Annotated in this window: 23 protein-coding genes; 12 read left to right on the top strand and 11 right to left on the bottom strand. The window is 63.9% G+C overall.

Features of this window, described 5'->3' with window-relative positions; translation table 11 throughout:
• Positions 1–112 precede the first annotated feature (112 nt).
• A complete protein-coding gene (gene hutI, locus PMI38_RS16575; protein ID WP_008096155.1) occupies positions 113–1,318 on the top strand; it encodes an imidazolonepropionase in 1,206 nt (401 codons plus the stop codon).
• A gap of 10 nt (positions 1,319–1,328) precedes the next feature.
• Positions 1,329–2,132, top strand: coding sequence for an N-formylglutamate deformylase (hutG, locus tag PMI38_RS16570; RefSeq protein WP_008096153.1), 804 nt, complete (start codon positions 1,329–1,331; stop codon positions 2,130–2,132).
• Between the two features lie 60 nt (positions 2,133–2,192).
• On the opposite strand, the gene PMI38_RS16565 is transcribed toward hutG, so the two are convergent.
• On the bottom strand, positions 2,193–7,724 hold the full coding sequence (locus tag PMI38_RS16565; RefSeq protein ID WP_008096152.1) for a dermonecrotic toxin domain-containing protein: 5,532 nt from the start codon (positions 7,722–7,724) through the stop codon (positions 2,193–2,195).
• Between the two features lie 147 nt (positions 7,725–7,871).
• On the opposite strand from PMI38_RS16565, the gene pip reads away from it, so the two are divergent.
• From pip to PMI38_RS16530, 7 genes are all read left to right on the top strand, one after another.
• The gene (pip, locus tag PMI38_RS16560) at positions 7,872–8,843 is read left to right on the top strand and encodes a prolyl aminopeptidase (protein ID WP_008096150.1); all 972 of its coding nucleotides are present in this window, start codon (positions 7,872–7,874) and stop codon (positions 8,841–8,843) included.
• The gene (dtd, locus tag PMI38_RS16555; RefSeq protein WP_008096148.1) at positions 8,840–9,277 is read left to right on the top strand and encodes a D-aminoacyl-tRNA deacylase; all 438 of its coding nucleotides are present in this window, start codon (positions 8,840–8,842) and stop codon (positions 9,275–9,277) included. The genes pip and dtd overlap by 4 nt, the downstream gene beginning before the upstream one ends.
• A 263-nt stretch (positions 9,278–9,540) precedes the next feature.
• Positions 9,541–11,280, top strand: a complete 1,740-nt coding sequence (locus PMI38_RS16550) for a glucan biosynthesis protein G (protein WP_008096146.1) — start codon at positions 9,541–9,543, stop codon at positions 11,278–11,280.
• The gene (gene mdoH / locus PMI38_RS16545) at positions 11,273–13,846 is read left to right on the top strand and encodes a glucans biosynthesis glucosyltransferase MdoH (protein WP_008096144.1); all 2,574 of its coding nucleotides are present in this window, start codon (positions 11,273–11,275) and stop codon (positions 13,844–13,846) included. The genes PMI38_RS16550 and mdoH overlap by 8 nt, the downstream gene beginning before the upstream one ends.
• A gap of 240 nt (positions 13,847–14,086) precedes the next feature.
• Positions 14,087–14,884 (top strand): transporter substrate-binding domain-containing protein, encoded by a 798-nt coding sequence (locus PMI38_RS16540; RefSeq protein ID WP_016395368.1) that lies wholly within the window; start codon positions 14,087–14,089, stop codon positions 14,882–14,884.
• A gap of 77 nt (positions 14,885–14,961) precedes the next feature.
• Positions 14,962–15,924 (top strand): amino acid ABC transporter permease, encoded by a 963-nt coding sequence (locus PMI38_RS16535; protein ID WP_008096139.1) that lies wholly within the window; start codon positions 14,962–14,964, stop codon positions 15,922–15,924.
• Complete coding sequence (locus PMI38_RS16530) at positions 15,917–16,651, top strand: amino acid ABC transporter ATP-binding protein (protein WP_008096138.1); 735 nt, start codon at positions 15,917–15,919, stop codon at positions 16,649–16,651. Before PMI38_RS16535 ends, PMI38_RS16530 begins: the two co-directional genes overlap by 8 nt.
• A gap of 115 nt (positions 16,652–16,766) precedes the next feature.
• On the opposite strand, the gene PMI38_RS16525 is transcribed toward PMI38_RS16530, so the two are convergent.
• From PMI38_RS16525 to ubiE, 10 genes are all read right to left on the bottom strand, one after another.
• Positions 16,767–18,329, bottom strand: coding sequence for a methyl-accepting chemotaxis protein (locus PMI38_RS16525; protein ID WP_008096137.1), 1,563 nt, complete (start codon positions 18,327–18,329; stop codon positions 16,767–16,769).
• A 100-nt stretch (positions 18,330–18,429) separates the two neighbouring features.
• On the bottom strand, positions 18,430–19,137 hold the full coding sequence (locus PMI38_RS16520) for a 16S rRNA (uracil(1498)-N(3))-methyltransferase (protein ID WP_008096136.1): 708 nt from the start codon (positions 19,135–19,137) through the stop codon (positions 18,430–18,432).
• Positions 19,134–19,925, bottom strand: a complete 792-nt coding sequence (gene tatC / locus PMI38_RS16515) for a twin-arginine translocase subunit TatC (RefSeq protein WP_008096135.1) — start codon at positions 19,923–19,925, stop codon at positions 19,134–19,136. The genes PMI38_RS16520 and tatC overlap by 4 nt, the downstream gene beginning before the upstream one ends.
• Positions 19,922–20,272 (bottom strand): Sec-independent protein translocase protein TatB, encoded by a 351-nt coding sequence (gene tatB / locus PMI38_RS16510; RefSeq protein ID WP_008096133.1) that lies wholly within the window; start codon positions 20,270–20,272, stop codon positions 19,922–19,924. Before tatB ends, tatC begins: the two co-directional genes overlap by 4 nt.
• 3 nt (positions 20,273–20,275) lie before the next feature.
• Positions 20,276–20,563, bottom strand: a complete 288-nt coding sequence (locus tag PMI38_RS16505) for a twin-arginine translocase TatA/TatE family subunit (protein WP_008096131.1) — start codon at positions 20,561–20,563, stop codon at positions 20,276–20,278.
• A 25-nt stretch (positions 20,564–20,588) separates the two neighbouring features.
• A complete protein-coding gene (locus PMI38_RS16500; RefSeq protein ID WP_008096129.1) occupies positions 20,589–20,924 on the bottom strand; it encodes a phosphoribosyl-ATP diphosphatase in 336 nt (111 codons plus the stop codon).
• Position 20,925: 1 nt separating this feature from the next.
• A complete protein-coding gene (gene hisI / locus PMI38_RS16495) occupies positions 20,926–21,318 on the bottom strand; it encodes a phosphoribosyl-AMP cyclohydrolase (protein ID WP_008096127.1) in 393 nt (130 codons plus the stop codon).
• A gap of 73 nt (positions 21,319–21,391) precedes the next feature.
• Positions 21,392–23,014, bottom strand: a complete 1,623-nt coding sequence (gene ubiB / locus PMI38_RS16490; protein ID WP_008096125.1) for a ubiquinone biosynthesis regulatory protein kinase UbiB — start codon at positions 23,012–23,014, stop codon at positions 21,392–21,394.
• The gene (locus PMI38_RS16485; protein ID WP_008096123.1) at positions 23,011–23,634 is read right to left on the bottom strand and encodes a ubiquinone biosynthesis accessory factor UbiJ; all 624 of its coding nucleotides are present in this window, start codon (positions 23,632–23,634) and stop codon (positions 23,011–23,013) included. The genes ubiB and PMI38_RS16485 overlap by 4 nt, the downstream gene beginning before the upstream one ends.
• Positions 23,634–24,404: a bifunctional demethylmenaquinone methyltransferase/2-methoxy-6-polyprenyl-1,4-benzoquinol methylase UbiE gene (gene ubiE, locus PMI38_RS16480; RefSeq protein WP_008096122.1), complete on the bottom strand. Its 771-nt coding sequence runs from the start codon at positions 24,402–24,404 to the stop codon at positions 23,634–23,636. Before ubiE ends, PMI38_RS16485 begins: the two co-directional genes overlap by 1 nt.
• A 124-nt stretch (positions 24,405–24,528) precedes the next feature.
• Here ubiE and PMI38_RS16475 point away from each other — a divergent pair, with 124 nt between their 5' ends.
• The 3 genes from PMI38_RS16475 to PMI38_RS16465 form a co-directional block, all read left to right on the top strand.
• A complete protein-coding gene (locus PMI38_RS16475) occupies positions 24,529–24,804 on the top strand; it encodes a polyhydroxyalkanoic acid system family protein (RefSeq protein ID WP_008096120.1) in 276 nt (91 codons plus the stop codon).
• Positions 24,805–24,910: 106 nt separating this feature from the next.
• Positions 24,911–25,342, top strand: coding sequence for a phasin family protein (locus PMI38_RS16470; protein WP_008096118.1), 432 nt, complete (start codon positions 24,911–24,913; stop codon positions 25,340–25,342).
• A gap of 10 nt (positions 25,343–25,352) precedes the next feature.
• Positions 25,353–25,985 (top strand): phasin family protein (locus tag PMI38_RS16465; RefSeq protein ID WP_008096116.1); only part of this gene is annotated, 633 nt, incomplete at its 3' end.

Genomic DNA, 25,985 nt, shown 5'->3' with positions numbered 1-25,985 from the left:
GCACCGGCTTCGCCGGTGTTCGCGGGACAAGCCCGCTCCCACAGGGATAGCATCAACTTCTCGAAGCTGTGCACGACAGTTACGGCCCCATACTGAACATCGGAGTTTGTGTATGAGAACCCTTTGGCAAAACTGCCACGCGGCAACCATGGCCCAAGGTAGCTACTCGGCCATCGAAGACGCCGCCATCGTCAGCAACGCCGGCCTGATCGAATGGATCGGCCCGCGTGCCGATCTGCCTGAGCTGGAAATCGCCCGCACGGTCGACCTCAATGGCGCCTGGGTCACGCCAGGCCTGATCGACTGCCACACCCACGCGGTGTTCGGCGGCAACCGCAGCGGCGAGTTCGAACAGCGCCTGCAGGGCGTGAGCTATGCCGAAATCGCCGCCCAGGGCGGTGGCATCGCCAGTACCGTACGCGCCACCCGCGCGTCCAGCGAGGATGAACTGTTCGCCAGCGCCCGCCAGCGCGTGCAGGCGCTGATGCGCGATGGCGTAACCACGATCGAGATCAAGTCCGGCTACGGCCTGGACCTGGCCAACGAACGCAAGATGCTGCGCGTGGCGCGGCGCCTGGCCGACGAGCTGCCGCTGGCGGTGCGCGCCACCTGCCTGGCCGCACATGCCTTGCCGCCGGAATATGCCGGTCGACCAGACGACTACATCGCCCACATCTGCGACGAAATGCTCCCGGCGCTGGCCGACGAAGGGCTGGTGGACGCGGTCGATGCCTTCTGCGAGCACCTGGCGTTTTCCCCCGCGCAGGTCGAGCGGCTGTTCATCAAGGCGCGTGAACTGGGGCTGCCGGTCAAGCTGCATGCCGAGCAGCTGTCATCGCTGCACGGCTCCAGCCTGGCGGCACGTTATCAGGCGTTGTCCGCTGATCACCTGGAGTTCATGACCGAGGAAGATGCCATTGCCATGGCGCAAGCAGGCACCGTCGCCGTGCTGCTGCCGGGCGCCTTCTACTTCCTGCGCGAAACCCAGTTGCCACCGATGGAGGTGTTGCGCCGTCACCGCGTGAAGATCGCCCTGGCCAGCGACCTCAACCCCGGGACCTCTCCGGGGCTGTCGTTGCGGCTGATGCTGAACATGGCCTGCACGTTGTTCCGCATGACCCCGGAAGAGGCCTTGGCCGGTGTCACCGTGCATGCCGCCACCGCGCTGGGCCTGGGCGACAGCCATGGTTCGCTGGAAGCCGGCAAGGTTGCAGACTTCGTCGCCTGGCACATCGAACGCCCTGCCGACCTGGCCTACTGGCTGGGCGGCGACCTGCCCAAGCGTGTGGTGCGCAAGGGTCACGAGATTTCCAACTGAGCGAGGCAAGATGGACAAGGTACTGAGTTTTCACCAGGGCCATTTGCCCCTGTTGATCAGCATGCCCCATGCGGGGCTGAAACTGACCCCTGCTGTGCAGGATGGCCTGGTCGACGCGGCGCGCAGTCTGCCCGATACCGACTGGCACATCCCGCGCCTCTACGATTTCGCCCGTGAGCTGGGCGCCAGTGTGGTGGCGGCAGAGTACTCGCGTTTCGTCATCGACCTGAACCGGCCGGAAGACGACCAGCCGTTGTATGTCGGCGCGACCACGGGGCTGTACCCGGCCACGTTGTTCGAGGGCGAACCACTGTTCAAGGAGGGGCAGGTGCCCTCGGCGCAGGAGCGCGCCCTCTACCTGGAACAGATCTGGCGGCCTTACCACGACACCCTGCGCAACGAGCTGCGGCGCCTGCGCGAGCAGTTCGGCTATGCGCTGCTGTGGGATGCCCACTCGATCCGCTCGCACATCCCGCACCTGTTCGACGGCAAGCTGCCGGACTTCAACCTCGGCACCTTCAACGGTGCCAGCTGCGACCCTCGGCTGGCCGAGCGGCTGCAGGGCGTCTGCGCCGAAGCGAGCGACTACAGCCATGTGCTGAACGGGCGTTTCAAGGGCGGCCACATCACGCGCCACTACGGCCAACCGGCCGCGCACGTGCATGCCGTGCAGCTGGAGCTGGCACAAAGCACCTATATGGAAGAAACCGAGCCATTCGCTTATCGCGAAGACCTCGCCCAGCCCACCCAGGCGGTGCTGCGCAATCTGCTCGCGGCCATGCTGGCCTGGGGGCGTGAGCAGTATTCGGCCTGAGAGCTGAAACGACAGCGGCGCAGCCTTGGCCAAAGGCTGCGCCGCTGTCGTATAGGGGGATCAGTTGCTCGAAGCGCGTGGTTTGCGATCAGGGTTCGCGAAGGATGTGAGCTCCCGGATCAGGCGTGACTCACGCGCCTTCTTGCTCCGCGCCAGTGCTTCAAACTCGGCGCTGAGCGAATCGATTGACCTGTCCGGGTACTGATCCGGCAGCTCAGCGACCTGTTGCTGGTAGCTGCGCTCGATGTCGGCGAACCATTGGGCATGGGTACGACGCAGGTAGGAAACCCAAAGCTCATTGCCCTCGGCAAAGTGCAAGAATTCTTCGCCGAGCTCGCCAAGCTGAACCTGCAACTCGGCATCGGTCCGTTCTTCGATGCCGAGATTCACCGCATAGAGCAGGCGCTCCTCGGGCAGGCCGAGCTCCAGCGGGACATTCAGCTCGCGGCGGTAGGTCAGGCGGACTTCGGCTTGGTCCCTGTCGCCCGTTTCGCTCCTGGCCACCTTATCCACTGCCTGCACGCGGTACAGGCGGCGCACGTGCCGGTACAGGTTGGCTTCGCTGTCTGCTGCGTCGATCTGCGAACGTTCGTTCTCGATGTGGTCTTCAAGGCCCTGGAACACTGTCAGGACGCCGTCGTGGCACGTCTGACTGCCGTTTTCCCGAGTCAGCGCTTCGCTGGCCTGGATGTTGATCGCCGCCCGCTCGTCGGGGTTGACCAAGGTATGCACCAGCACCTTGCGCACCCGCTCGCAGAGCTTCCTGCGGTTGCTGGCATCCCGATAGGTGCCGGTGTTCTTCAGGCGGCCCAGCAACAGCAGCAGGTCGTTGGCCGTGCCTGAGTCTTCAAGTTCCTTCCAGGTGTCACGCAGTGCTTCGTTCTCGACCTCCGAAGCCAGCAGCCAGTCGTCGAGGCTGGGGCGGTCGTCGATGGTGTCGAGCAGCGGCGCGTGGAAATGGCCGAGCCATTCGCTTTCGTCCCAGGAGCCGGGTGCATCCATGGCGAAAGTAAAGCTGCGCTGGCTGTCCGACGACGCTCGGGCACGGTAGAACGCATCGTCCGTCAGCGGGTTGCCCAGCAGCAGGATCGAACTGATGGGCAGGTCGTTATCGAGGTTGGCCAGGATATGCGGGGGCAGGTCGGTCAGGCGATTTTCGCTAAGGTCCAGCATTTCCAGGGGTAGCAGGCTGTCGACCCACGCCGGCCACTGCCTCAGGCGCATCTGGTTCAGGTCCAGCCGTCGTAGCGATTGCAGCGCCTGGGGTGTCGTGCTGATCTCGCCCATCCGATTGCCACTCAGGTCCAGCGTATCGAGGTGGAGCAGTTGCGCCAGTGTGTCGAGGATGTCCTGGTCGATCTGCAGCTCGCAGTTGCGCAATGCCAGTTCGGTCAGGTTCGGCAGGCGCAGCAGTGCCGAAGGCAATGTCTGTTGTGCCTGCTGATGGTCTTCGATGGTCAGGCGCCTGACTTGCGGGAAGCGGGCGAGCAGCGTGCTCAGTTGGGCGGTCGAACCGCTCACACGCTCAAGCGTGAGGTTGTGGACCTGGCCCATGAAGAAGTCGGGCAAGTGTGCCGGAAACTGCTCCAGAGAAATGCCTGTCAGGCGCAGAGGCGAACGGGTCAGGCCTATTTCCTGGTCGTGCCAGAAGTCGGTCAATGCCGTTGCAATCCGCATTCTGCTGGTCAGTACCGCCTGGCTGAGCAGGGTGGTCGAGCTGGACGCATTCACATAGTTGTCGATGGCGTCACGCAACTGCTGACGCTGTTCCAGCGCAAGGGCGATTTGCTGTCGGAATTCGGCGGTCTGGTCCATTTCGAAGCGCGCTGCACGCCCGTCTTCATTGAGCAGTACTCGCCGCATGTCGTCATCGAAGAGTGGATTGCCCTGCAATGAAAGCTGGGCATGATCGGCGACATTGATCCGGTTACTCATGAGCAGGCGCGGTAAAACCCTGATCCGGTTGTTGCGCAGGGAAATATGGCCTGTCTGCACGATGGCATTGTGGCCCAGCCCGCCGGGCCAATGGTCCAGATGCATGTCATCGAGCCCGAGGTAATCCAGCCTCAGTTCGTTGAAGGCCGGTGGATACTCTTCGGAGAGTCGATTACCGCTCAGGTCCAGCCGGCGCAGGCCAGGCAGGGTAGCCAGGCTGTCGATATCGGTCGTGGACAGCGAGATGTTCTGGTGGGTGAGGGCGAGTGATTCGAGCGCGGGCAAGTGCTGTGCAATCAACGGCAGGCTGAACAGGAAAGGCGAGGGCGCTGCCTCTGCCCGATAAGGGCGGCTGATGTGCAGTGCCCTCAGGTTGGGGAATTGCCGAAGCAGGTGGTTCAACTGCCCGGCATGCTGATTCCAGCCTTCGAACTGCGCTGGCGACGTATCGATCAGTTGCAGGTCGGTAATGCCAGCGGTGAAGAATTCGGGCAGGTCGAGCGGGAAGTCGAGCAGCGACAGGTGTTCGAGGCGCAGGGGCGCGGCAGTCTCGGTCGTCGAGGCGAACGCGTGGTCGTACCAATGCTGTGATATCGCGCTCAGCAACCGCTCGAAGTCATCCGGGCTCTGGTGGGGCATACGTTCCGCCAGGTGTCGCCAACTGGTCAGGCGGCTCTGCAACTGGTTGCGTTGCTCCAGCAGGCCTTGGAGCAGGTCATTTATCGCCGCGCGCGTCATGTGCCTGTTTTCCAGGTGTGCCAAGGTCTGATCGGCAGGGCGAGTAACCGGCGTGTGCAGGCCAATCTGCCTGATCGCACTGAGCAGCGATTGCCGGGAAATGCTCGATACCCGGGGGCGGGTGCCACCCAGTGGGTAACCGATACGTCCATTGGCCAGGCGCATCGGCGAACGAAAGCCCGGACCGATGTCCTGCATTGCCAGTACCTTCCTCAAGGCGGAGCGCGGCAGCAGTGGCAGATCCAGCACCGAAGCTTCGAGCGCCTGCGCATCCTGGACAGCCAGTGCCTCGCGTTGCGTTTGGGTAAGTGCATCGAAAAGCGCCCCATACAGGGAGCCATGGGCGACCAGCGTCTGGTCAGGGCTGGCATCGTCCGTTACCAGGTAACCGGTCCGGGCGCTGACGATAGTTTTGCGCTGCGGCGCCTCTGCGGGCCCGATACTGCCACGCTGGCTCGGCGAGTTCAGGCGTTGCTCCAGGGTAATGTGCAGGTCGGCCGGCCAGCCGCGCAGGTGTTCGAGGCTGTGCAACACCAGCAGGTCGCTATCCCAGTTGCGCACGCTAGGCAGATAGAGCCCTTCGTAGGCGCGATTGAGCCGTACCTGTTGCTGGAGCAGTCGGATTTCTTCGGCAAGGCGCCTGGGCACCGTGCCGCCCAGCAGCTCGGCCTGATCGCTTGCCGTGATGTTGCGCAGCAACTCTTCGGTGACGGCGGGGGGAAGTTGCGGGTAGCGATAATGGATCAATTCGGCGCCGGGCAACTGAGGCGCGGGCAGCGCCTGGTAGCGTTTCTCGAACACCGTGTGGGCCAGGTCGGGCTCGGCCGGGTCAAGTTCCTGGTACAGGGCGAAGCGCACCATCGTGTCTTGCAGTTGCCCAGGTAGTCGCTGGCTTTCACTCAGCACCTGGCGCAAGACTTCTTCGCGGGTGTCGCTCACGCGCAGGATACGCAACGCGGTTTCATCGTCGAATTTCGCATTGAGATGGCCGGCGCGGCGGAACAGCGCCAGTTCCTGCCACTGTTCGGGGTTGTCCAGCGGGTGCAGCCAGGCGCCAGCGCCGTTGTGGCGCAGGGGTGGTTCATAGCTCAATGGCCTGGTGGGATGGACGAGGCTGAACAGGTCGTTGTCCGCGGGCTTTTTCAGTGAATAGATTTTGTCTTCCAGTGCGAGCCAGGTCTTGCCTTCGTGGTGGTACAGGCCGAATTCATCCGGCTCCAGGCCTGCGGGCAGCACGGTGTCGTGGGCGAATGGCCGCAGGTCGGGCAGCCACAGGCGTGAATCGCCGTTGGGCAGCGTGACAGGTTCGAGTTCTTCGATGAACGACGGGGTTTCCACCGGTATGTGTTCGGTGACAGGTGTGCCGTTGCCGGCACCTGCTGCCCCGAGTGCAGCCATGAGGGCGATGTTGTCCACGACGTCCATCAGGTAGCCGAGCGCCTGGGCCTGATCGCCGTCTGCCCAACTCTCGATTCCCTCGAATACCTCATAGCTCAGCTGTATGGCCGACAGGCCGAGCATCACCTGGCCCAGGCCGGGGACGAAGAAGGCGCCGATGTTGAGTGCGATGAGCCCCAGTTGCTCGAAATAGGCCCGCCGTTTCGCTGCGCTTTTCTGATCTTCCAGTGCCGTGGGGACCGCATGGAACTGCGCATCGTCGCGGGCCCGCTGCTGCTTCTGGCTGACCAGCGCGTCAAGCAATGGCAGGTTCAAGGGCTGCAGCGTCACCGGCACCCAGGCGTCCGGGTCGCGAACACGCCGGACCTGCCCCCCCTGATGCCCTGGCAGTGCCGTGAACGTGGTCATGTCCACGGGTTGCAGGCAGTCCTGCAGTTTCTCCATGAACGTGGCACTGTCGCGCGCGGGCACGGCCTGTTGCAGGTGGCCAGCCTCCATTGCCCACAACTGGTCGCGCAGGTAGGCCTGCACCGCATGCACCGACGGGTGCGCCTTAAGGGGCGTGGGGGCGCCTGGCAGGTAGGTCACCAGTAGCTGCTTGAAGGGAAGCAGGGTCGCGTCATACCACAGCAACTGTTCCGGAGAAGGCACTACGCCGATTACCAGCGCGCCGGTGAGGGGGATGTCGAACAGCTTGAGGAATGCGCAGCGAATGTAGCCGCTTGCATGCTCGGCCTGGCCTTCATCGACGAGCGTCAGCAGGGCTGCGTGGAGGGATGCGTCGATCATGTCGCCTAGATAGGCCCGATGGACTGCCAGACGGAAAGCGCAGTGTTCGGCTTTGTTGAAAATCGGTTGGTTCGGCTCGCCGTACAAGGCATCGACCGAAGCGTTGTACTGGCCGCCGATGTCGAGTTCACGGACCAGCGCCGCGAAGGCATCAGGGCGTATCTGGACAACGTTTCCGCTGGGGAGGGGGCCCAGGAAGGCGTCGCTGTCGAGGACCACCGACTGCAGTGTGTCAGTGTCCATCCCGCCCGGCTGGGCTTCATCGGCTTCGAAGTTCTGCAGGGCACAGTGCAGCAAGGACTGGGTCGCAAGCTTGAAGGCCCTTTGTGCGTCGATGATGGGGTCGGCAGCCATGCTTGCCTGGAACGCTGCGGCCTTGCTGGCATTGAACAGGTAGGTCCGGGTGACATCCAGGTCCAGGTCGAAGCGCGCCTTGATTGCCGAACCGAGCCGCTGCGCGGCGAAGTGCTGCAAGTCGGGCAGTGCTGCGAGCAGTGTGTGCATGCCGCCAAGCGCCGCGCGATAGGCCTGGTGGTCGTCGGCCAGGTGGCGAGCGGTTGCCGGCTTCTCGGCGCAGGCCCTGGCGAACTGGCGGTCGGGCGTGCGCAGCAGGGTGCGCATCTCTTTGAGGGTTTCAGGTGTGGCACTGGTCAGCCAGGCAGGCACTTTGTCCATGATCAGTTTCTGGGCATGGGGGACCTGTGCGGTGGTGGGGGCGGGGTTGGTGGTCATTACGGGGGCCTCGGCGGAAAAACGCCGATGCTAGGGACCCCCACCCGCGCCGGGCACATAACATGATCTCGCCACAGAGACATGCTCAAAGCGCAATTCAGGTTTATGATGCCCAACGGCAGTCAATATCCTCACACGGAGTGCGCAATGCAGACCCTCTACCCGCAGATCAAACCCTACGCCCGGCACGATCTGGCCGTGGAAGCGCCGCATGTGCTGTATGTCGACGAGAGCGGTTCGCCCGAAGGTCTGCCGGTGGTGTTCATCCACGGTGGCCCAGGCGCGGGCTGTGATGCCCAGAGCCGTTGCTACTTCGACCCCAACCTGTACCGCATCATCACCTTCGACCAGCGCGGCTGTGGCCGCTCCACGCCCCATGCGAGCCTGGAAAACAACACCACCTGGCACCTGGTCGAAGACCTGGAACGTATCCGCAAGCACCTGGGGATCGACAAGTGGGTGCTGTTCGGTGGCTCGTGGGGTTCGACCCTGGCCCTGGCCTACGCCCAGACCCACCCCGAGCGCGTGCATGGCCTGATCCTGCGCGGCATCTTCCTGTGCCGGCCGCAGGAGATTCGGTGGTTCTACCAGGAGGGCGCCAGCCGCCTGTTCCCCGACTACTGGCAGGACTACATCGCACCGATTCCGCCAGAAGAGCGCTGTGACCTGGTCAAGGCCTTCCACAAGCGCCTGACCGGCAACGACCAGATCGCCCAGATGCATGCCGCCAAGGCCTGGTCTACCTGGGAAGGCCGTACCGCCACCCTGCGTCCCAACCCGCTGGTGGTCGACCGCTTCTCCGAGCCGCAGCGGGCCTTGTCGATCGCGCGCATCGAATGCCACTACTTCATGAACGATGCCTTCCTCGAGCCGGACCAGCTGATCCGCGACATGCCCAAGATCGCCCACCTGCCGGCGGTGATCGTGCATGGTCGTTACGATGTGATCTGCCCGCTGGAAAACGCCTGGGCGTTGCACCAGGCCTGGCCGAACAGCGAACTGAAGGTGATCCGCGACGCCGGGCACGCCGCCTCCGAGCCGGGTATCACCGATGCCCTGGTCCGTGCCGCCGACCAGATGGCCCGGCGCTTGCTCGACCTGCCCCTGGAAGAAGCATGAAGGGGCTGTTGCAACGCGTGCGCGGCGCGCGGGTAGAGGTGGCGGGGGAAATCGTCGGCGCCATCGACCAGGGCCTGCTGGTGCTGGTGGCGGTCGAGCCTGAAGATACGCGCGAGCATGCCGATAAGCTGTTGCACAAGTTGCTCAACTATCGTGTGTTCAGTGACGAGCAGGGCAAGATGAACCTGTCGCTCAAGGATGTCGGCGGCGGCTTGCTGCTGGTGTCCCAGTTCACCCTGGCTGCCGATACCCGCAGCGGCATGCGCCCGGGCTTCTCGACAGCCGCGCCGCCGGCACTGGGCGCCGAGTTGTTCGACTACCTGTTGCAGCAAGCCCAGGGCCAGCACCCTGCTGTGGCAAGCGGGCAATTCGGTGCGGACATGCAGGTGCACCTGGTCAATGATGGCCCGGTGACATTTCTGTTACAAATATGAGGTAAAAAAACCCCTTGTTTATAGGAAAACAAGGGGTTTTGTACGATAAATAGTTGGTTCTGCCTGATGCGTTGTAACGCGACGTGCTGGATAATCGCGCGCTGCATGAACCTGCGTTCGCAGGTTCGTTTCACTCTGACTCGAGCATTGTCTGGATCCGTTTGGGGAATCATTACGCCCTCACGGGGTCCGAACAGTGCTCGCCAACCCGGCATTTGTCGCTGGCCGTTGGTTTCATGATCTGTTTTCGGCGAGGGTTGCTCGTGATTGTAAGTCCCCAAAAAGCATCAAGTATCCCCGGCACTCGGCTGCGCAAGGCCCTGATGGCCAGTGTCGCACTGGTTGGCCTGATGAGCGCGGGCCAGCTGTGGGCATTCAATCTTGACGATGTTGCAGCCAAGGCAAAGGATCTGGCCGGCCAGAAGTACGAAGCACCGAAAAGCAATCTGCCGGCAGTCTTCCGCGACATGAAGTTCGCCGACTACCAGAAGATTCACTTCCTGCAGGAAAAGGCCGAGTGGGCGAAGGACAAGACCCCGTTCAAGCTGTCCTTCTACCATCAGGGCATGCACTTCGACACGCCGGTGAAGATCAACGAAGTCACTGCCTCCACGGTCGAGGAAATCAAGTACGACCCGAGCCGCTTCGAGTTCGGTGACGTGCCGCACGACCCGGAAACCACCAAGAACCTGGGTTACGCCGGTTTCCGCGTGCTCTACCCGATCAACAAGGCCGACAAGCAGGACGAGATCATGACCCTGCTGGGCGCCAGCTACTTCCGCGTGGTCGGCAAGGGCCATGTGTACGGCCTGTCGGCCCGTGGCCTGGCGATCGACACCGCACTGCCGTCCGGCGAGGAATTCCCGCGCTTCACCGAATTCTGGGTAGAGAAGCCCAAGCCTGCCGACAAGCACCTGGTGATCTACGCCCTGCTGGACTCGCCACGTTCCACCGGCGCCTACAAGCTGATCCTGCGTCCGGGCAGCGACACCGTGGTCGACGTGCAGTCCCGCGTGTTCCTGCGTGACCACGTCAGCCGCCTGGGCATCGCCCCGCTGACCAGCATGTACCTGTTCGGCCCGAACCAGCCGTCGAAAGTCCTGAACTACCGTCCGGCCCTGCACGATTCCGAAGGCCTGTCGATCCACGCCGCCAACGGCGAGTGGCTGTGGCGCCCGCTGAACAACCCGAAACACCTGGCTGTGAGCAACTTCAGCGTCGAGAACCCGCGTGGTTTCGGCCTGATGCAGCGTCAGCGCGCCTTCAGCGACTACGAAGACCTCGACGACAACTACCAGAAGCGCCCGAGCGCCTGGATCGAGCCTAAGGGCGACTGGGGCAAAGGCACCGTCGACCTGGTCGAGATCCCGACCGCCGACGAGACCAACGACAACATCGTTGCCTTCTGGAGCCCGGAGACACTGCCGGAGCCAGGCAAGCCTGTGGAGTACGCCTACCGCCTGCACTGGACCATCGACGAGCCGAAGTTCCAGGCGACGGACCTGGGCTGGGTCAAGCAGACCCTGCGTTCCACCGGTGACGTCAAGCAGTCCAACCTGATCCGCCAGCCGGACGGCAGCGTTGCCTTCCTGGTCGACTTCGCCGGCCCGGCATTGGCCGCGCTGCCGGAAGACACCGCCGTGCGCAGCCAGATCAGCGTTGGCGACAACGCCGAGGTGGTTGAGAACAATCTGCGCTATAACCCGGAGACCAAAGGCTGGCGCCTGACCCTGCGTTTGAAGGTCAAGGAAGCCAACAAGGCCACCGAGATGCGCGCCGCGCTGGTACGTGACGTACCGGTCGAGCCGGCCAAGCCTGCCCAGGACAGCAAGCAGGACAAGGCCGCTGCCAAGCACGCCAAGCACGAGAAAACTGCCAAGGCGCAGGAGCCAGCCAAGGCCGAACAACCAGCCGCCGATGCGGCGTCCACCAACGGGACCCCGGCCACCACGGAAAAAGTGCTGACCGAGACCTGGAGCTATCAGTTGCCTGCCGATGAGTAACTCAAGCGCAAGGCCGGAATCGCTTGGCGAGTACCTGGCCCATCTCCCACTGAGCGACGAACAGCGTGCGGAACTCGCCAGCTGCACGTCGTTCGGTGAGCTGCACCAACGCCTGGCGGCCAAACCGGCCGCCGATTCCACCGAGGCCGTACAGGCCTCGGTGGGCTCGCGCCTGACCGTAGGCAGCGCCGCCGAGCTGGAAGATGCCGAAATGCTCGGCGTCGACGGCAGCGGCCGCCTGTGCCTGAAGATCGCCCCGCCGATCAAGCGCACCAAGGTCGTTCCCGAGCCATGGCGCACCAACGTGCTGATCCGCATGTGGCGGCGCATGACAGGCCGTCCCAACGCCCCGCAGCCGGCCCAGCGCGAGCTGCCCAAGGCGCGCTGGCGCACGGTCGGCTCGATCCGTCGTTATATCCTGCTGACCCTGATGATCGGCCAGACCATCGTCGCCGGCTGGTACATGAAGGGCATCCTGCCGTACCAGGGCTGGTCGTTCGTCGACCTCGCCGAGGTGGTCAACCAGCCGCTCTGGGACACCGTGGTGCAGGTCTGGCCGTATGCCTTGCAGACGTCCATCCTGATTCTCTTCGGTATCCTCTTCTGCTGGGTGTCGGCGGGCTTCTGGACCGCGCTGATGGGCTTCCTGGAGCTGCTCACCGGGCGTGACAAGTACAAGATTTCGGGCAGCAGCGCCGGCAACGAGCCGATTGCACGCGAGGCCCGCACCGCGTTGGTGATGCCGATCTGCAACGAAGACGTGCCGCGGGTGTTCGCAGGTTTGCGCGCCACCTTCGAGTCGGTGGCGGCCAGCGGCAACCTCGACCACTTCGACTTCTTCGTGCTCAGCGACACCAACGACACCGACATCGCCGTGGCCGAGCAACAGGCCTGGCTGGACGTGTGCCGCGAGACCAAGGGCTTCGGCCGCATCTTCTACCGCCGCCGTCGCCGCCGCGTGAAGCGCAAGAGCGGCAACCTCGACGACTTCTGCCGTCGCTGGGGTGGCGAGTACAAGTACATGGTCGTGCTCGACGCCGACAGCGTGATGAGTGGCGAGTGCCTGAGCAGCCTGGTGCGCCTGATGGAGGCCAACCCGGACGCCGGCATCATCCAGACCGGGCCGAAGGCCTCGGGCATGGACACCCTGTATGCGCGCATGCAGCAGTTCGCTACCCGCGTGTACGGCCCGCTGTTCACCGCCGGCCTGCACTTCTGGCAGTTGGGCGAGTCGCATTACTGGGGCCACAACGCGATCATTCGCATGAAGCCGTTCATCGAGCACTGCGCCCTGGCGCCGTTGCCGGGCAAGGGCGCGTTCGCCGGGGCCATCCTCTCCCACGACTTCGTCGAAGCTGCGCTGATGCGCCGTGCCGGCTGGGGCGTGTGGATCGCCTACGACCTGCCGGGAAGCTACGAAGAGCTGCCGCCGAACTTGCTCGACGAGCTCAAGCGCGACCGCCGCTGGTGCCACGGCAACCTGATGAACTTCCGCCTGTTCCTGGTCAAGGGCATGCACCCGGTGCACCGTGCGGTGTTCCTCACCGGGGTCATGTCGTACCTGTCGGCGCCGCTGTGGTTCCTGTTCCTGGTGCTGTCGACCGCGCTGCTGGCGACCAACACGCTGATGGAGCCGCAGTACTTCATCGAGCCGTACCAGCTCTACCCGCTGTGGCCGCAGTGGCACCCGGAGAAGGCGGTTGCGCTGTTCTCCACCACCATCGTGCTGCTGTTCCTGCCCAAGCTGCTCAGTATCGTGCTGATCTGGGCCAAGGGCGCGGTCGAATACGGCGGACGCCTCAAGGTCACCTTGTCCATGCTGATGGAGATGCTGTTCTCCATGTTGCTGGCGCCGGTGCGGATGATTTTCCACACCCGCTTCGTGCTGGCGGCGTTCCTCGGCTGGGCCGCGACCTGGAATTCGCCACAGCGTGACGACGACTCCACCCCGTGGAGCGAGGCGGTGCGTCGCCATGGCCCGCAGACCCTGCTGGGCTTTGCCTGGGCCGGGTTGGTCGCCTGGCTGAACCCGAGCTTCCTGTGGTGGCTGGCGCCGATCGTGGGTTCGCTGGTGCTGTCGATCCCGGTTTCGGTGATTTCCAGCCGCACCCGCCTGGGTCTGGCGGCCAAGGACGAGAAGCTGTTCCTGATTCCCGAGGAATACGCCACGCCGCAGGAGCTGCTGGCAACCGACCAGTACACCCATGAAAACCGTTGGCATGCCCTGCACGACGGCTTCGTGCGGGCCGTGGTCGACCCGCGGCAGAACGCCCTGGCTTGCGCCATGGCCACTGCTCGTCATGGTCAGGCAGCAGCCATCGAAGCGCTGCGCGCCGAGCGTGTGGCCAAGGCGCTGGAGGTCGGGCCGCAAGGGCTGGATCTCAATACTCGCCTGGCCTTGCTGAGCGATCCGGTGGCCCTGGCACGCCTGCACGAGCAGGTCTGGGCGGGGCACCATTCTGCCTGGATCGACGTGTGGCGCGCTTCGATCGACAACGACCCGCATTCGCCGTTGCTGCCGCTGCATCCGGAGAGTGAAGGCCAACCGGCACTCGTCGGCGCCTGATCGATCGCATTCGCGGGACAAGCCCGCTCCCACAGGTTGAGCGTCACTCCTGTGGGAGCGGGCTTGTCCCGCGAAGCTTTTCAGGGGCCATACTGTCGATTTTTGGCCAACAAAGTCCCCCCCGGCTCTAGGTCCCGGAGCCGCCATGCGTTAGCATCCTTCTCCGATAAAACACGCCGGCCGGTACGGCCGTGCCAACGATAAGATTCGCTACTTTTCTTGCTAGGGGACTTGGTGATGATGAAGAAATACCTTTCGCGCCTGCTGGTCGGCGTCACCGCGCTGGTCGCGGTCGCTTCCGCCCAGGCCGGCGCCATCGACGACGCGGTCAAGCGTGGCACCCTGCGGGTGGGCATGGACCCAACCTACATGCCGTTCCAGATGACCAACAAGCGCGGCGAGATCATCGGCTTCGAGGTCGATATCCTCAAGGCCATGGCCAAGTCCATGGGCGTCAAGTTCGAGGCCGTTTCCACTGCCTACGACGGCATCATCCCGGCCCTGCTGACCGACAAGTTCGACATCATCGGCAGCGGTATGACCCTGACCCAGGAACGCAACCTGCGCCTGAACTTCAGCGAACCCTTCATCGTGGTCGGCCAGACCCTGCTGATCCGCAAGGAACTGGCGGGCGAGATCAAGTCGTACAAGGACCTGAACAACGAGAAGTACCGCATCACCTCCAAGCTCGGCACCACCGGCGAGATGGTTTCCAAGAAGTTGATCGCCAAAGCCCAGTACCACGGCTACGACAACGAGCAGGAAGCGGTGATGGACGTGGTCAACGGCAAGGCTGACGCCTTCGTCTACGACGCGCCGTACAACGTGGTGGCAGTGGACAAGGCCGGCGCTGGCAAGCTGCTGTTCCTCGAAGAACCCTTCACCTACGAGCCGCTGGCCTTCGGCCTGAAGAAGGGCGACTACGACAGCATCAACTTCATCAACAACTTCCTGCACCAGATCAAGCATGACGGGACCTACGATCGTATCCACGACAAGTGGTTCAAGAACAAGGACTGGCTGAAGGAAATGGAATAAGGCCCAGGCCACCAGCCCAGGCTTTGACCCCGACGCGCAGGCAAACCCTGCGCGTTCGCATTTACGGAAGTACCCACGTGATCAAACACAAGAAAGCCCAGTGGCCCTGGCATGCGCTGACCGCGCTGGTCCTGGTGGGCCTGGCGTTCAGCCTGTACATGGCCACTTCGATGATTTCCTACGAGTGGCGCTGGAACCGCGTGCCGCAATACTTCGCCTACAAGGCCGAGGAAGCGCAGCGTGCGGCCGGTTACGGCACCGTGCAGGACATCGTCGTTTCCGGTGACAACGCGCGTGTCACGCTGAAGGACGAAAACGGCGACGAGCAAGTACTCGACGTTGCCAAGGACAGCCTGCAACTGAGCCGCGGCGACGACGTCTCCGAAGGCGACCAGGTCGGCGTGACCCGCCACTGGGCTGCCGGGCCGCTGGCGTGGGGCCTGTGGACGACCTTGTGGATCTCGGTGGTTTCCGGGGCGCTGGGCCTGGTGATCGGTCTGTTCGCCGGGTTGTGCCGGCTTTCCAACAACCCGACGCTGCGCGACCTGTCGACGGTGTATGTCGAACTGGTGCGTGGCACGCCATTGCTGGTGCAGATCTTCATCTTCTACTTCTTCATCGGCACCGTGCTCAATCTCTCCCGCGAGTTTGCCGGCGTGGCGGCGCTGGCACTGTTCACCGGTGCCTACGTGGCGGAAATCGTGCGTGCCGGCGTGCAGTCGATTGCCAAGGGCCAGAACGAGGCTGCTCGCTCCCTGGGCCTGAATGCCGGCCAGTCGATGCGCCATGTGATCCTGCCCCAGGCGTTCAAGCGTGTGCTGCCGCCGCTGGCCGGGCAGTTCATCAGCCTGGTCAAGGACACTTCGCTGGTGTCGGTGATCGCCATCACCGAACTGACCAAGAGTGGCCGCGAGGCCATCACCACCTCGTTCTCGACCTTCGAGATCTGGTTCTGCGTGGCAGGCCTGTACCTGCTGATCAACCTGCCGCTGTCGCACATGGCCAGCCGGCTCGAGCGGAGGCTTGCGCAAAGTGATTGAAGTCCGTGACCTGCTGAAAGTCTTCGACACCCGTGGCCATGTGGTGCGCGCGGTGGATAACGTCACCACGCAGGTGGCCAAGGGCGAAGTGGTGGTGGTGCTCGGCCCGTCCGGTTCGGGCAAGTCGACCTTCCTGCGCTGCCTCAACGGCCTGGAGCATTTCGACGAGGGCCATGTGGCCATCGACGGCCTGCGCCTGGACGACCCGAAGACCGACATCAACGCCTACCGCCGTGAAGTCGGCATGGTGTTCCAGCACTTCAACCTGTTCCCGCACATGACCGTGCTGGAGAACCTGTGCCTGGCGCAGAAGGTCGTGCGCAAGCGCAGCAAGGCCGACCGCGAGGCCAAGGCCCGTGCGTTGCTGGAGAAGGTGGGTATTTCGCAGAAGGCCAACGAGTTCCCGTCGCGCCTGTCCGGCGGCCAGCAGCAGCGGGTGGCGATCGCCCGTGCCCTGGCCATGGACCCGAAGGTGATGCTGTTCGACGAGCCGACCTCGGCGCTGGACCCGGAAATGGTCGGCGAGGTGCTGGATGTGATGAAGACCCTGGCCCAGGAAGGCATGACCATGGTCTGCGTGACCCACGAAATGGGCTTTGCCCGGGAAGTGGCGGACCGCGTGCTGTTCTTCGATCACGGCAAGCTGCTGGAAGATTCGGCGCCGGTGGCGTTCTTCGATTCGCCTAGAGATCCGCGGGCCCAGGCCTTCCTGCGTCAAGTGCTGTAACCGCGTCGTCCCCTTCGCGGGACAAGCCCGCTCCCACAGGTACACCACCAGCCTCATGGTGTGCGCGGTACCTGTGGGAGCGGGCTTGTCCCGCGAAGGGGACGGTACAGTAAAATCAGAGCCTGAACCGCCCCACCAACCCCTGCAAATGCGTCCCCAGCCGCGCCAGCTCGATGCTGGAGCTGGCCGTCTCCTCGCTCGCCGCCGACGTCTGGTCGGAAATATCCCGCACATTCATCACGCTACGGTTGATCTCCTCGGCCGTGGCGCTCTGCTGCTCCGCCGCCGTGGCGATCTGCTGGTTCATCGCCTGGATCGACGACACCGTGCGGGTAATGGTATCCAGCGAAGTCCCCGCACGGCGGGTCAGCTCGACACTGCTGTCGGTGAGCTGGCGGCTGGCGTCCATCACGCTGGCTACGCGCTGGGTACCGCTCTGCAGGCCGGCAATCAGTTCCTCGATCTCTTCGGTGGACTGCTGGGTGCGCTGGGCCAGGCTGCGCACCTCATCCGCCACCACGGCGAAGCCGCGGCCTGCCTCGCCGGCACGGGCCGCCTCGATAGCGGCATTGAGGGCCAGCAGGTTGGTTTGCTGAGCCACCGACTTGATCACATCGAGCACGCTGCCGATCTTGTCGCTCTCGGCCTTGAGCTGGTTCATCGCTTCGCTGGAGTTGACCACCTCGTTGGCCAGGCGCTCGATCTGCGCCACCGCCTCGCCGACCACGCGATCGCCTTCACGGGCCTGCTGGTCGGCCATCAACGCCGCCTCGGAGGCCTGTTCGGCATTGCGCGCCACCTCATGCACGGTGGCGGCCATTTCGTTCATCGCCGTGGCCACCTGATCGGTCTCGACCTTCTGGTTGTTGACCCCGGCACTGGTCTGCTCGGTGACCGCCGACAGTTCTTCGGCAGCGCTGGCGATCTGGGTGACGCCATCGCCGATGCCGCCGATCAGCTCGCGCAGGCCCTGGGTCATGCGTTGCATGCTCGCCTGCAGCTGGCCCAGCTCGTCGCGGCGGGTGGTCAGCAGGTCCTGGCGCAGGTCGCCGTTGGCCACACGCTCGGCGGCCGCCAGGATCTGGCGCAGGGGAATGATGATCTGCCGGGTGATAGCCCAGGCCGCGAGCAAGCCCAGGAACATGGCCAGGGCCGTGGCGCCGGCGAGCATGGCCTTGGCCTGGCGGGCACCTTCGTCACGCACCTGGGTTTGCGAAGCGGTCATGGCCTGGCTGGTCTGCAGCAGCACGGTACCTTGCTCGGCCATGCCCTGCAGCGCGGTTTCGACGCGGCCCTGCTTCAGCTCGTTGAAGGCCTGGCGGTAGAGGCGCACGGCTTCGAGCTGCTGTTGCAGGCGTTGATGATCGGCGGGCTGCTCGATCTGGCCGAGCATCAGCTGCACTTGCCGTTCGAGGTTGCCCAGGACCTGCTCCAACTCGCTGATCGAGGCGGGGTCCTGCTTGCGCTCATAGTGCTGCCGGGCGATGCGCAGGTCCTGGGTGTATTGCTGGATGACCGAGATGTTGCCCAGCTTGTCACCGCGGTTGATGATGCTGTCCATGCCCATCCACCCGGTCAAGGTGATGGCCAGGGTCAGCAGGAGCACCAGGCCGAAACCCAGCCCCAGTTTGCGATTGACGCTCACATTACCCAGCGATTGGGATACCCATTGGTACATTGTCGACTCCCCGGCAACTTGGCAGCACGGAATTTTGCTGTGTTGCCAAGGCCATCGGCTCGGGCCGGGGAAACTTGATGGGGGAAAGTTGACCCGTCTGTCAGAAAATCCGTGAGAGCAACGCGGTGACTGCGGTTTCCACCCGCAGGATGCGATCGCCCAACTGCACAGGCGCAAGACCTGCCTTGCCCAACAGCTCGACTTCGTAAGGGATCCAGCCGCCTTCAGGGCCGATGGCCAGCGTTACCGGGCCATCGACGGCACGCGGGCAGGCGGGGTAGGGGCCCGGGTGAGCGACCAGGCCAAGGCTGCCTTCGGCGATGGCCGGTAGGCGGTCTTCGACGAACGGTTTGAAGCGCTTCTCGATGATCACCTCGGGCAGCACCGTGTCACGGGCCTGTTCGAGGCCGAGGATGAGGTTTTCGCGGATCGCTTCCGGCTGCAGGAACGGGGTCTGCCAGAAGCTCTTCTCGACCTTGTAGCTGTTGACCAGGATCAGCCGTGGCACGCCCAGGGTGGCTACGGTCTGGAACAGCCGGCGCAGCATCTTCGGGCGCGGCACGGCCAGCACCAGGGTCAGCGGCAGCTTGGCCGGTGGCTGTTGGTCGAAGGCGACTGCCAGCTCGGCTTCGTGCTGTTCCAGGCGCACCACGGTGGCGCTGCCCATCAGGCCATTGATGCGGCCCACCCGCAACGTGTCACCCACCGCCACGCGGTGGATTTCCTGCATGTGGGTAAAGCGCCGGTCAGCGAGGACGACGCGGTCGGCCGACACGAAGTCGGCCTCTTCGAGGAGCAACAGGTTCACGGTTGGGTCGCAGGCGGCTGGTCGTTGTGGTCGTCGGTGGCTTCATCGGCGTCATGGCTGCGCTTGCGGATCAGGCCGCCGCACAGCACGCCGACCTCGAACAGCAGCCACATGGGCACGGCGAGCAAGGTCTGGGAGAAGATGTCCGGTGGGGTAAGGATCATGCCGACCACGAAGCAGCCGATGATCACGTAGGGGCGCATCTTCCTCAGGTACTGCACATCGACCACGCCGATCCACACCAGCAGCACCACCGCCACCGGGATTTCGAAGGCGACGCCGAAGGCGAAGAACAGGGTCATGACGAAGTCGAGGTAGCTGGCGATGTCGGTCATCATCGACACGCCTTCCGGGGTGGCGGCGGCGAAGAAGCTGAACATCAGCGGGAACACCAGGAAATAGGCGAACGCCATGCCGGCGTAGAACAACAGGATGCTCGACACCAGCAGCGGGATGGCGATGCGCTTTTCGTGGCGGTACAGCCCCGGCGCGATGAAACCCCAGATCTGCTGCAGGATGAACGGGATGGCCAGGAACAGCGAAACGATCATGGTCAGCTTGAACGGCGTCAGGAACGGCGAGGCCACGTCGGTGGCGATCATCGTCGCGTTGGCCGGCAAGTGCGCGCGCAGGGGGGCCGAGACCAGGGTGTAGATCTGCTGGGCGAAGGAGAACAGCCCGGCGAAGATCAGGAAGATGGCAGCCACGCAGCGCAGCAGGCGGGTGCGCAGTTCGGTCAGGTGCGAAACCAGCGGCATGGGCTGGTCGTCTTGCGGAATTTCGCTCATGGGGCTCGCGGCGGTTGAGGCTGATCGGGCTGTTCAGGCGTCGCCGCAGGCGCTGCGGTTGCTGACGTGGGCGCGGTGGCAGGCGGCTGGGCAGGCGGCGTCAGCGGGTTGAGGATGCGCTTGGCTTCCTGCTCCATCTGCAGGATGTGCTCGTTGTGGAGCTGGCGGCGGATGTCGTCGGCGCCGATTTCGCGCTCGACCTCCGTCTTGATCGCATTGAAGCTGCGTTTCAACCGGCCGATCCACAGCCCCGCGGTACGCGCGGCGCCAGGCAGGCGCTCGGGGCCGAGCACCAGCAGGGCCACCAGGCCGACGAGCAGCAGTTCGCTGAAGCTGATGCCGAACATGGCTCAGTCTTTCCGCTGCGGCTCTTGGACCGGCTGGGCCTGGCCCTCGATGGTCTGGCCTTGCGCCTGCGGCGCTGCGGCTTGCTGCTGGGTGGCCTGTACCGGCGGAATCGGCTGCGCAGGCGGCGGGGTCTGCTCGGCCGGCTTGGTTTCTTCGTCGTTCATGGCCTTGCGGAAGCCCTTGATCGATTCGCCCAGGTCGCCGCCGAGGTTCTTCAGTTTCTTGGTGCCGAAGACCAGGACCACGACAACCAGCAGGACGATCCAGTGTTTCCAGTCAAAAATACCCATGGTGCTCTCCTAGAATGCTATTCGGTCAGGCCGACGGCTGACGTGCGGCCTTTTCATCATGCCCGGAGAGGCCGAAACGGCGCTCCAGTTCATCGAGTACGGCTTGTGGATGCTGGCCCAGCGCGCTGAGCATGACCAGGCTATGAAACCACAGGTCGGCGGTTTCATAGATGACATCGCTGTAATCCTGGCTGACCGCGGCATCCTTGGCGGCAATGATGGTCTCGACCGACTCTTCGCCGAGCTTCTCGAGGATCTTGTTCAGGCCCTTGTGGTGCAGGCTGGCCACGTAGGAGCTGTCGGGCGCTGCGTGCTTGCGCGCTTCGAGTACTTCGGCCAGGCGGTTGAGGGTGTCGCTCATGTCAGTGTCCTGCGCTATAGATGGCATCCGGGTCTTTCAACACCGGGTCGACGGTTTTCCACTGGCCGTCTTCGAAGACGCGGTAGAAGCAGCTTTCACGGCCGGTATGGCAGGCGATATGGCCGAGCTGCTCGACGCAGAGGATGATCACATCGGCATCGCAGTCCAGGCGCATTTCGTGCAGTTTCTGCACATGCCCCGATTCCTCGCCCTTGCGCCACAGCTTGCCACGCGAACGCGACCAGTAGATGGCGCGTTGCTCGGCGGCGGTCAACGCCAGCGACTCGCGGTTCATCCAGGCCATCATCAGTACGCGTCCGGTCTTGTGGTCCTGGGCGATCGCCGGCACCAGGCCGTCGCTGTTCCACTTGATCTCGTCCAGCCAGTCTTTCATCGTCGACTCCAAAACCGGGCCCGCTTCTGTGTCGGGCCCTTTGCGCTAGTGTGCCAGCCAGCAGCGCGGCTGGCTATTGGCGCACGATCAGGTACAAGCCAGCGGCCAGCATCAGCCACGCCGGCCAAGCGGCGGGGGCGGCCAGGCTGGCGGCTTCGGCGGCCCCCGCGGCCAGCACCGCACCGCCACCGAGCAGGCCGGCGCCGAGCAGGCGCAGCGCCCAACGGTCGCCCTGGTTGCGACGCCGCTCCGGCAGTGGCAGGTCTTGCAGGTGCGGTTGCGACAGGCGTTCGAGCAGGTCGCGGGTCATGCCGGCCAGGTGCGGCAACTGTTCGGCCTGGCTGTAGATGTTGCCGAGCACGGCCTTGGGGCTCATGCGATCGCGCATCCAGCGTTCCAGGAAGGGCTTGGCGGTGCTCCACAGGTCGAGGTCGGGGTACAGCTGACGGCCCAGGCCTTCGATGTTGAGCAGGGTCTTCTGCAGCAGCACCAACTGCGGCTGAACTTCCATGTTGAAGCGCCGAGCGGTCTGGAACAGGCGCATCAGCACCTGGCCGAAGGAGATGTCCTTCAACGGCTTTTCGAAGATCGGCTCGCACACGGTGCGGATCGCCGCTTCGAACTCGTTGACCTTGGTATGCGCCGGTACCCAGCCCGAGTCGATGTGCAACTGGGCGACGCGGCGGTAGTCACGTTTGAAGAAGGCAATCAGGTTGCGCGCCAGGTAGTCCTGGTCTTCGGCGGTGAGACTGCCGACGATGCCGCAGTCGATGGCGATGTACTGCGGGCTCCACGGCTTGACAGTGCTGACGAAGATGTTGCCGGGGTGCATGTCGGCGTGGAAGAAGCTGTCGCGGAACACTTGGGTGAAGAACACTTCCACACCGCGCTCGGCCAGCAGCTTCATGTCGGTGCGTTGGTCGGCCAGGGTCGCCATGTCGGTGACCGGCACGCCGTAGATGCGCTCCATCACCAGCACCTTGGGACGGCAATGGTCCCAGTACACCTGCGGCACGTACATCAGCTCAGAACCTTCGAAGTTGCGTCGCAGCTGGCTGGCGTTGGCCGCCTCGCGGAGCAGGTCGAGTTCGTCGTAGATGGTCTTTTCGTAGTCGCCGACGATTTCCACCGGGTGCAGGCGTCGGGCATCGGCCGAGGCCCGTTCGGCGGCCTTGGCGATCAGGAACAACCAGGCCAGGTCCTGGGCGATCACCGGCTTCAAGCCCGGGCGCACCACCTTGACCACCACCTCTTCGCCGCTCTTGAGGCGTGCGGCATGCACCTGGGCCACCGAGGCCGAGGCCAGTGGCTCGACGTCGAAGCGGTTGAACACTTCGCCGACCTTGGCGCCAAGCTGCGACTCGATCAGCGCCACGGCCTTTTGCGGGTCGAACGGTGGCACACGGTCCTGCAGCCGCATCAGCTCGTCGGCGATGTCGGTGGGCAGCAGGTCGCGGCGGGTCGACAGCAACTGGCCGAACTTGATGAAGATCGGCCCCAGGTCCTGCAGGGCCAGGCGCAGGCGCTCACCCCGGCTGAGCTCGGAGGGCTTGCGCGGCAGCCAGCGCCAGGGCATGAGCAGGCGCAGGCTCATCAGCCACCAGGGCAGCGGCAGTTCGAACAGCAGGTCATCGAGACGGTAGCGGATCACCACGCGCTGGATGCGGAAAAGACGGCGGACGGCGAGCAGCTTCATGCGTTATCGCTGGTATCAAGGGATCGGGAGAGGCGCTGCAGGCGCGCCTCGAGGCGTTCTATATCGACCTTCAGGCTGTCGAGCTCGCTGAAGGCGGCTTCGGCTTCGCGCTTGCCCACCAGGGTGCGCGATTCTTCGGCCAGGTATTCGGACAGGTTCTGCTGAAAGCGCGCCAGGCCCTGGCGGGTCCAGCGTGCACGCAGGCGCACGTGGCCGGCGAGCAGCGCCGTGGCGACCGGGCCGAGCCAGCGCTGCAGCTCGTGCTCCCAGTCCAGCTCCAGGTCCTGCAGCACGCCGAACAGGTCGAGCAGCACCGCACTGTCGCCATGCAGCTCGACCTGCGGGGTGTGCAGTACACCGGTCTTGTCCTTGGCCACCGCCAGTTGCAGCAAGCTGCCGGCAGGGGCGCGCAGGCTGCAGTCGACTTCACCTTGCCAGTGGGCGGCGAGCATCAGGCCTTCTTCATCGGGCAGGATGAAGACCTGCAGGGCCGGCTGGCGGCAATCGATCTCGATGACCTTGCCTTCGAGCGCGGCCAGGCGCGGCAGCGCCGTGCTGTCCATGCGCAGGACGCGGTTCAGGCCATGTTCGACGCTGGCGAGCAGCCCTGCCAGCAGCATCAGGGCTTGATTCCCCGGTGCACGGCGACGATGCCGCTGGTCATGTTGTGGTAGGTGACGCGGTCGAAGCCGGCATCGACCATCATGGCCTTGAGGGTTTCCTGGTCAGGGTGCATGCGGATCGACTCGGCGAGGTAACGGTAGCTTTCCGAGTCGTTGGTGATCAGCTTGCCGGCCAGTGGCATGAAGGCGAACGAGTAGGCGTCGTAGGCCTTGGACATCAGCTTGTTGGTCGGCTTGGAGAACTCCAGCACCAGCAGGCGGCCGCCCGGCTTGAGCACGCGCAGCATCGAACGGATGGCTTCGTCCTTGTGGGTGACGTTGCGCAGGCCGAAGGCGATGGTCACGCAGTCGAAGTGGTTGTCGGGGAACGGCAGCTTCTCGGCATCGGCCTGGACGAACTCGATGTTGCCGGCCACGCCACGGTCGAGCAGGCGGTCACGGCCGACCTTGAGCATCGATTCGTTGATGTCGGCGAGTACCACTTGCCCGGTCGGGCCGACCAGGCGCGAGAACTTGGCGGCCAGGTCGCCTGTGCCGCCGGCGATGTCCAGTACCCGATTGCCGGCGCGCACGCCCGACAGCTCGATGGTGAAGCGCTTCCACAGGCGGTGCATGCCGCCGGAAAGCACGTCATTCATCAGGTCATACTTGGCGGCCACCGAGTGGAAGACTTCGGCGACTTTCTTCGCCTTCTGGCTCTCGGGGACGTCCTTGTAGCCAAAATGCGTGGTGGGTTCGGCGTGGTCGCCTTTGCGCTGGTCGTTCATATCGCTTCACCGGAAAAAATTACCGCCATTCTAGGGCGAACGGGCGGATTTGTCTTGGCGGGGTGTGCCGTAGGGCAGGGGCGGGCATAATGTCAATTATGTCTACATACCCAGGATTGCCCGCATGACCCAGATCAGCGTCGAACGCAAACACACCCTCGGCCGCGAAGCCGCCCGTGCCAAGGCCGAGGCGCTGGTGGACAAACTGACCCGCGAATACGACCTCAAGGCCACCTGGAGCGGTGACCGCGTCGACGTGACGCGCAGTGGCGCCAATGGCAGCGTGCAGATCTTCGATGACAGCATTCGCGTCGAACTGAAGCTGGGCATGATGCTGTCGATGATGAGCGGCACCATCAAGGGCGAAATCGAGCGCGCCCTGGACAAGGCCCTGGCCTGAGCCGACACCTTAGGGTGAAGATTCTAATTTGCCTCTTTACCTTATGCTCCAAGCCCAACCTCCATGGGCGGTTCCTCCCTCCACTCATGAGCATGAGGTACAGAGCATGGCCAAAGTGAATGTGAAGAAAAAGGATGACGCCCAGAGTACGTTGGGCGAAGTGCGCGGTTATGCGCGCAAGATCTGGCTGGCCGGTATTGGCGCGTATGCTCGCGTCGGCCACGAAGGCTCCGAGTATTTCCAGGAGCTGGTAAAAGCCGGTGAAGGTGTCGAGAAGCGTGGCAAGAAGCGCATCGAACAGGACCTCGATGCCGCGAACAACCAGATCGAAGAAGCCACCGAGGAAGTTACCCAGGAAGTCAGCCGTGTACGTGGCAAGGTCGAGGTTCAACTCGACAAGATCGAAAAGGCTTTCGACGCACGGGTCGGTCGCGCCTTGAATCGCCTCGGCATTCCGTCTAAACATGACGTTGAAGCGTTGTCCATCAAGCTTGAACAGCTGCATGAGCTGCTTGAGCGTGTCGCGCACAAACCATAAGGAGAGCAGGATGGCTGGCAAGAAGAATTCCGACAAAGAAAGCAGCTCCTGGATCGGCGGGATCGAGAAGTACTCGCGCAAGATCTGGCTGGCGGGGCTGGGTATCTATTCCAAGGTCGACCAGGACGGTCCGAAGCTGTTCGACTCGTTGGTGAAGGACGGCGAGAAGGCCGAGAAGCAAGCGAAGAAAACGGCTGAAGACGTGGCGGAAAATGCCAAGTCCTCGACCACTTCGCGTGTGTCCGGCGTGAAAGACCGTGCCCTGGGCAAGTGGAGCGAGCTCGAAGAAGCCTTCGACAAGCGCCTGAACAGCGCCATCTCGCGCCTTGGCGTGCCAAGCCGCAACGAGATCAAGGCCCTGCACCAGCAGGTCGACAGCCTGACCAAGCAGATCGAGAAGCTGACCGGCGCTTCGGTTACGCCGGTTTCTTCGCGCGCTGCCGCGGCCAAGCCTGCTGCCAGCAAAACGGCAGCCAAGCCACTGGCCAAGGCTGCAGCCAAGCCTGCGGCTAAAACGGCTGCGGCAAAACCTGCCGCCAAGCCTGCCGCTGCCAAGCCTGCAGCAGCGAAGAAGCCTGCTGTGAAGAAGGCTCCGGCCAAGCCTGCTGCGGCCAAACCTGCAGCGGCCAAACCGGCAGGCCCC

Origin of the sequence: Pseudomonas sp. GM84 (assembly GCF_000282535.1) — a bacterium.
GTDB lineage: Bacteria > Pseudomonadota > Gammaproteobacteria > Pseudomonadales > Pseudomonadaceae > Aquipseudomonas.
The sequence above is the reverse complement of the archived record's forward strand: the minus strand, read 5'-3'. Positions and strand labels throughout refer to the sequence as shown.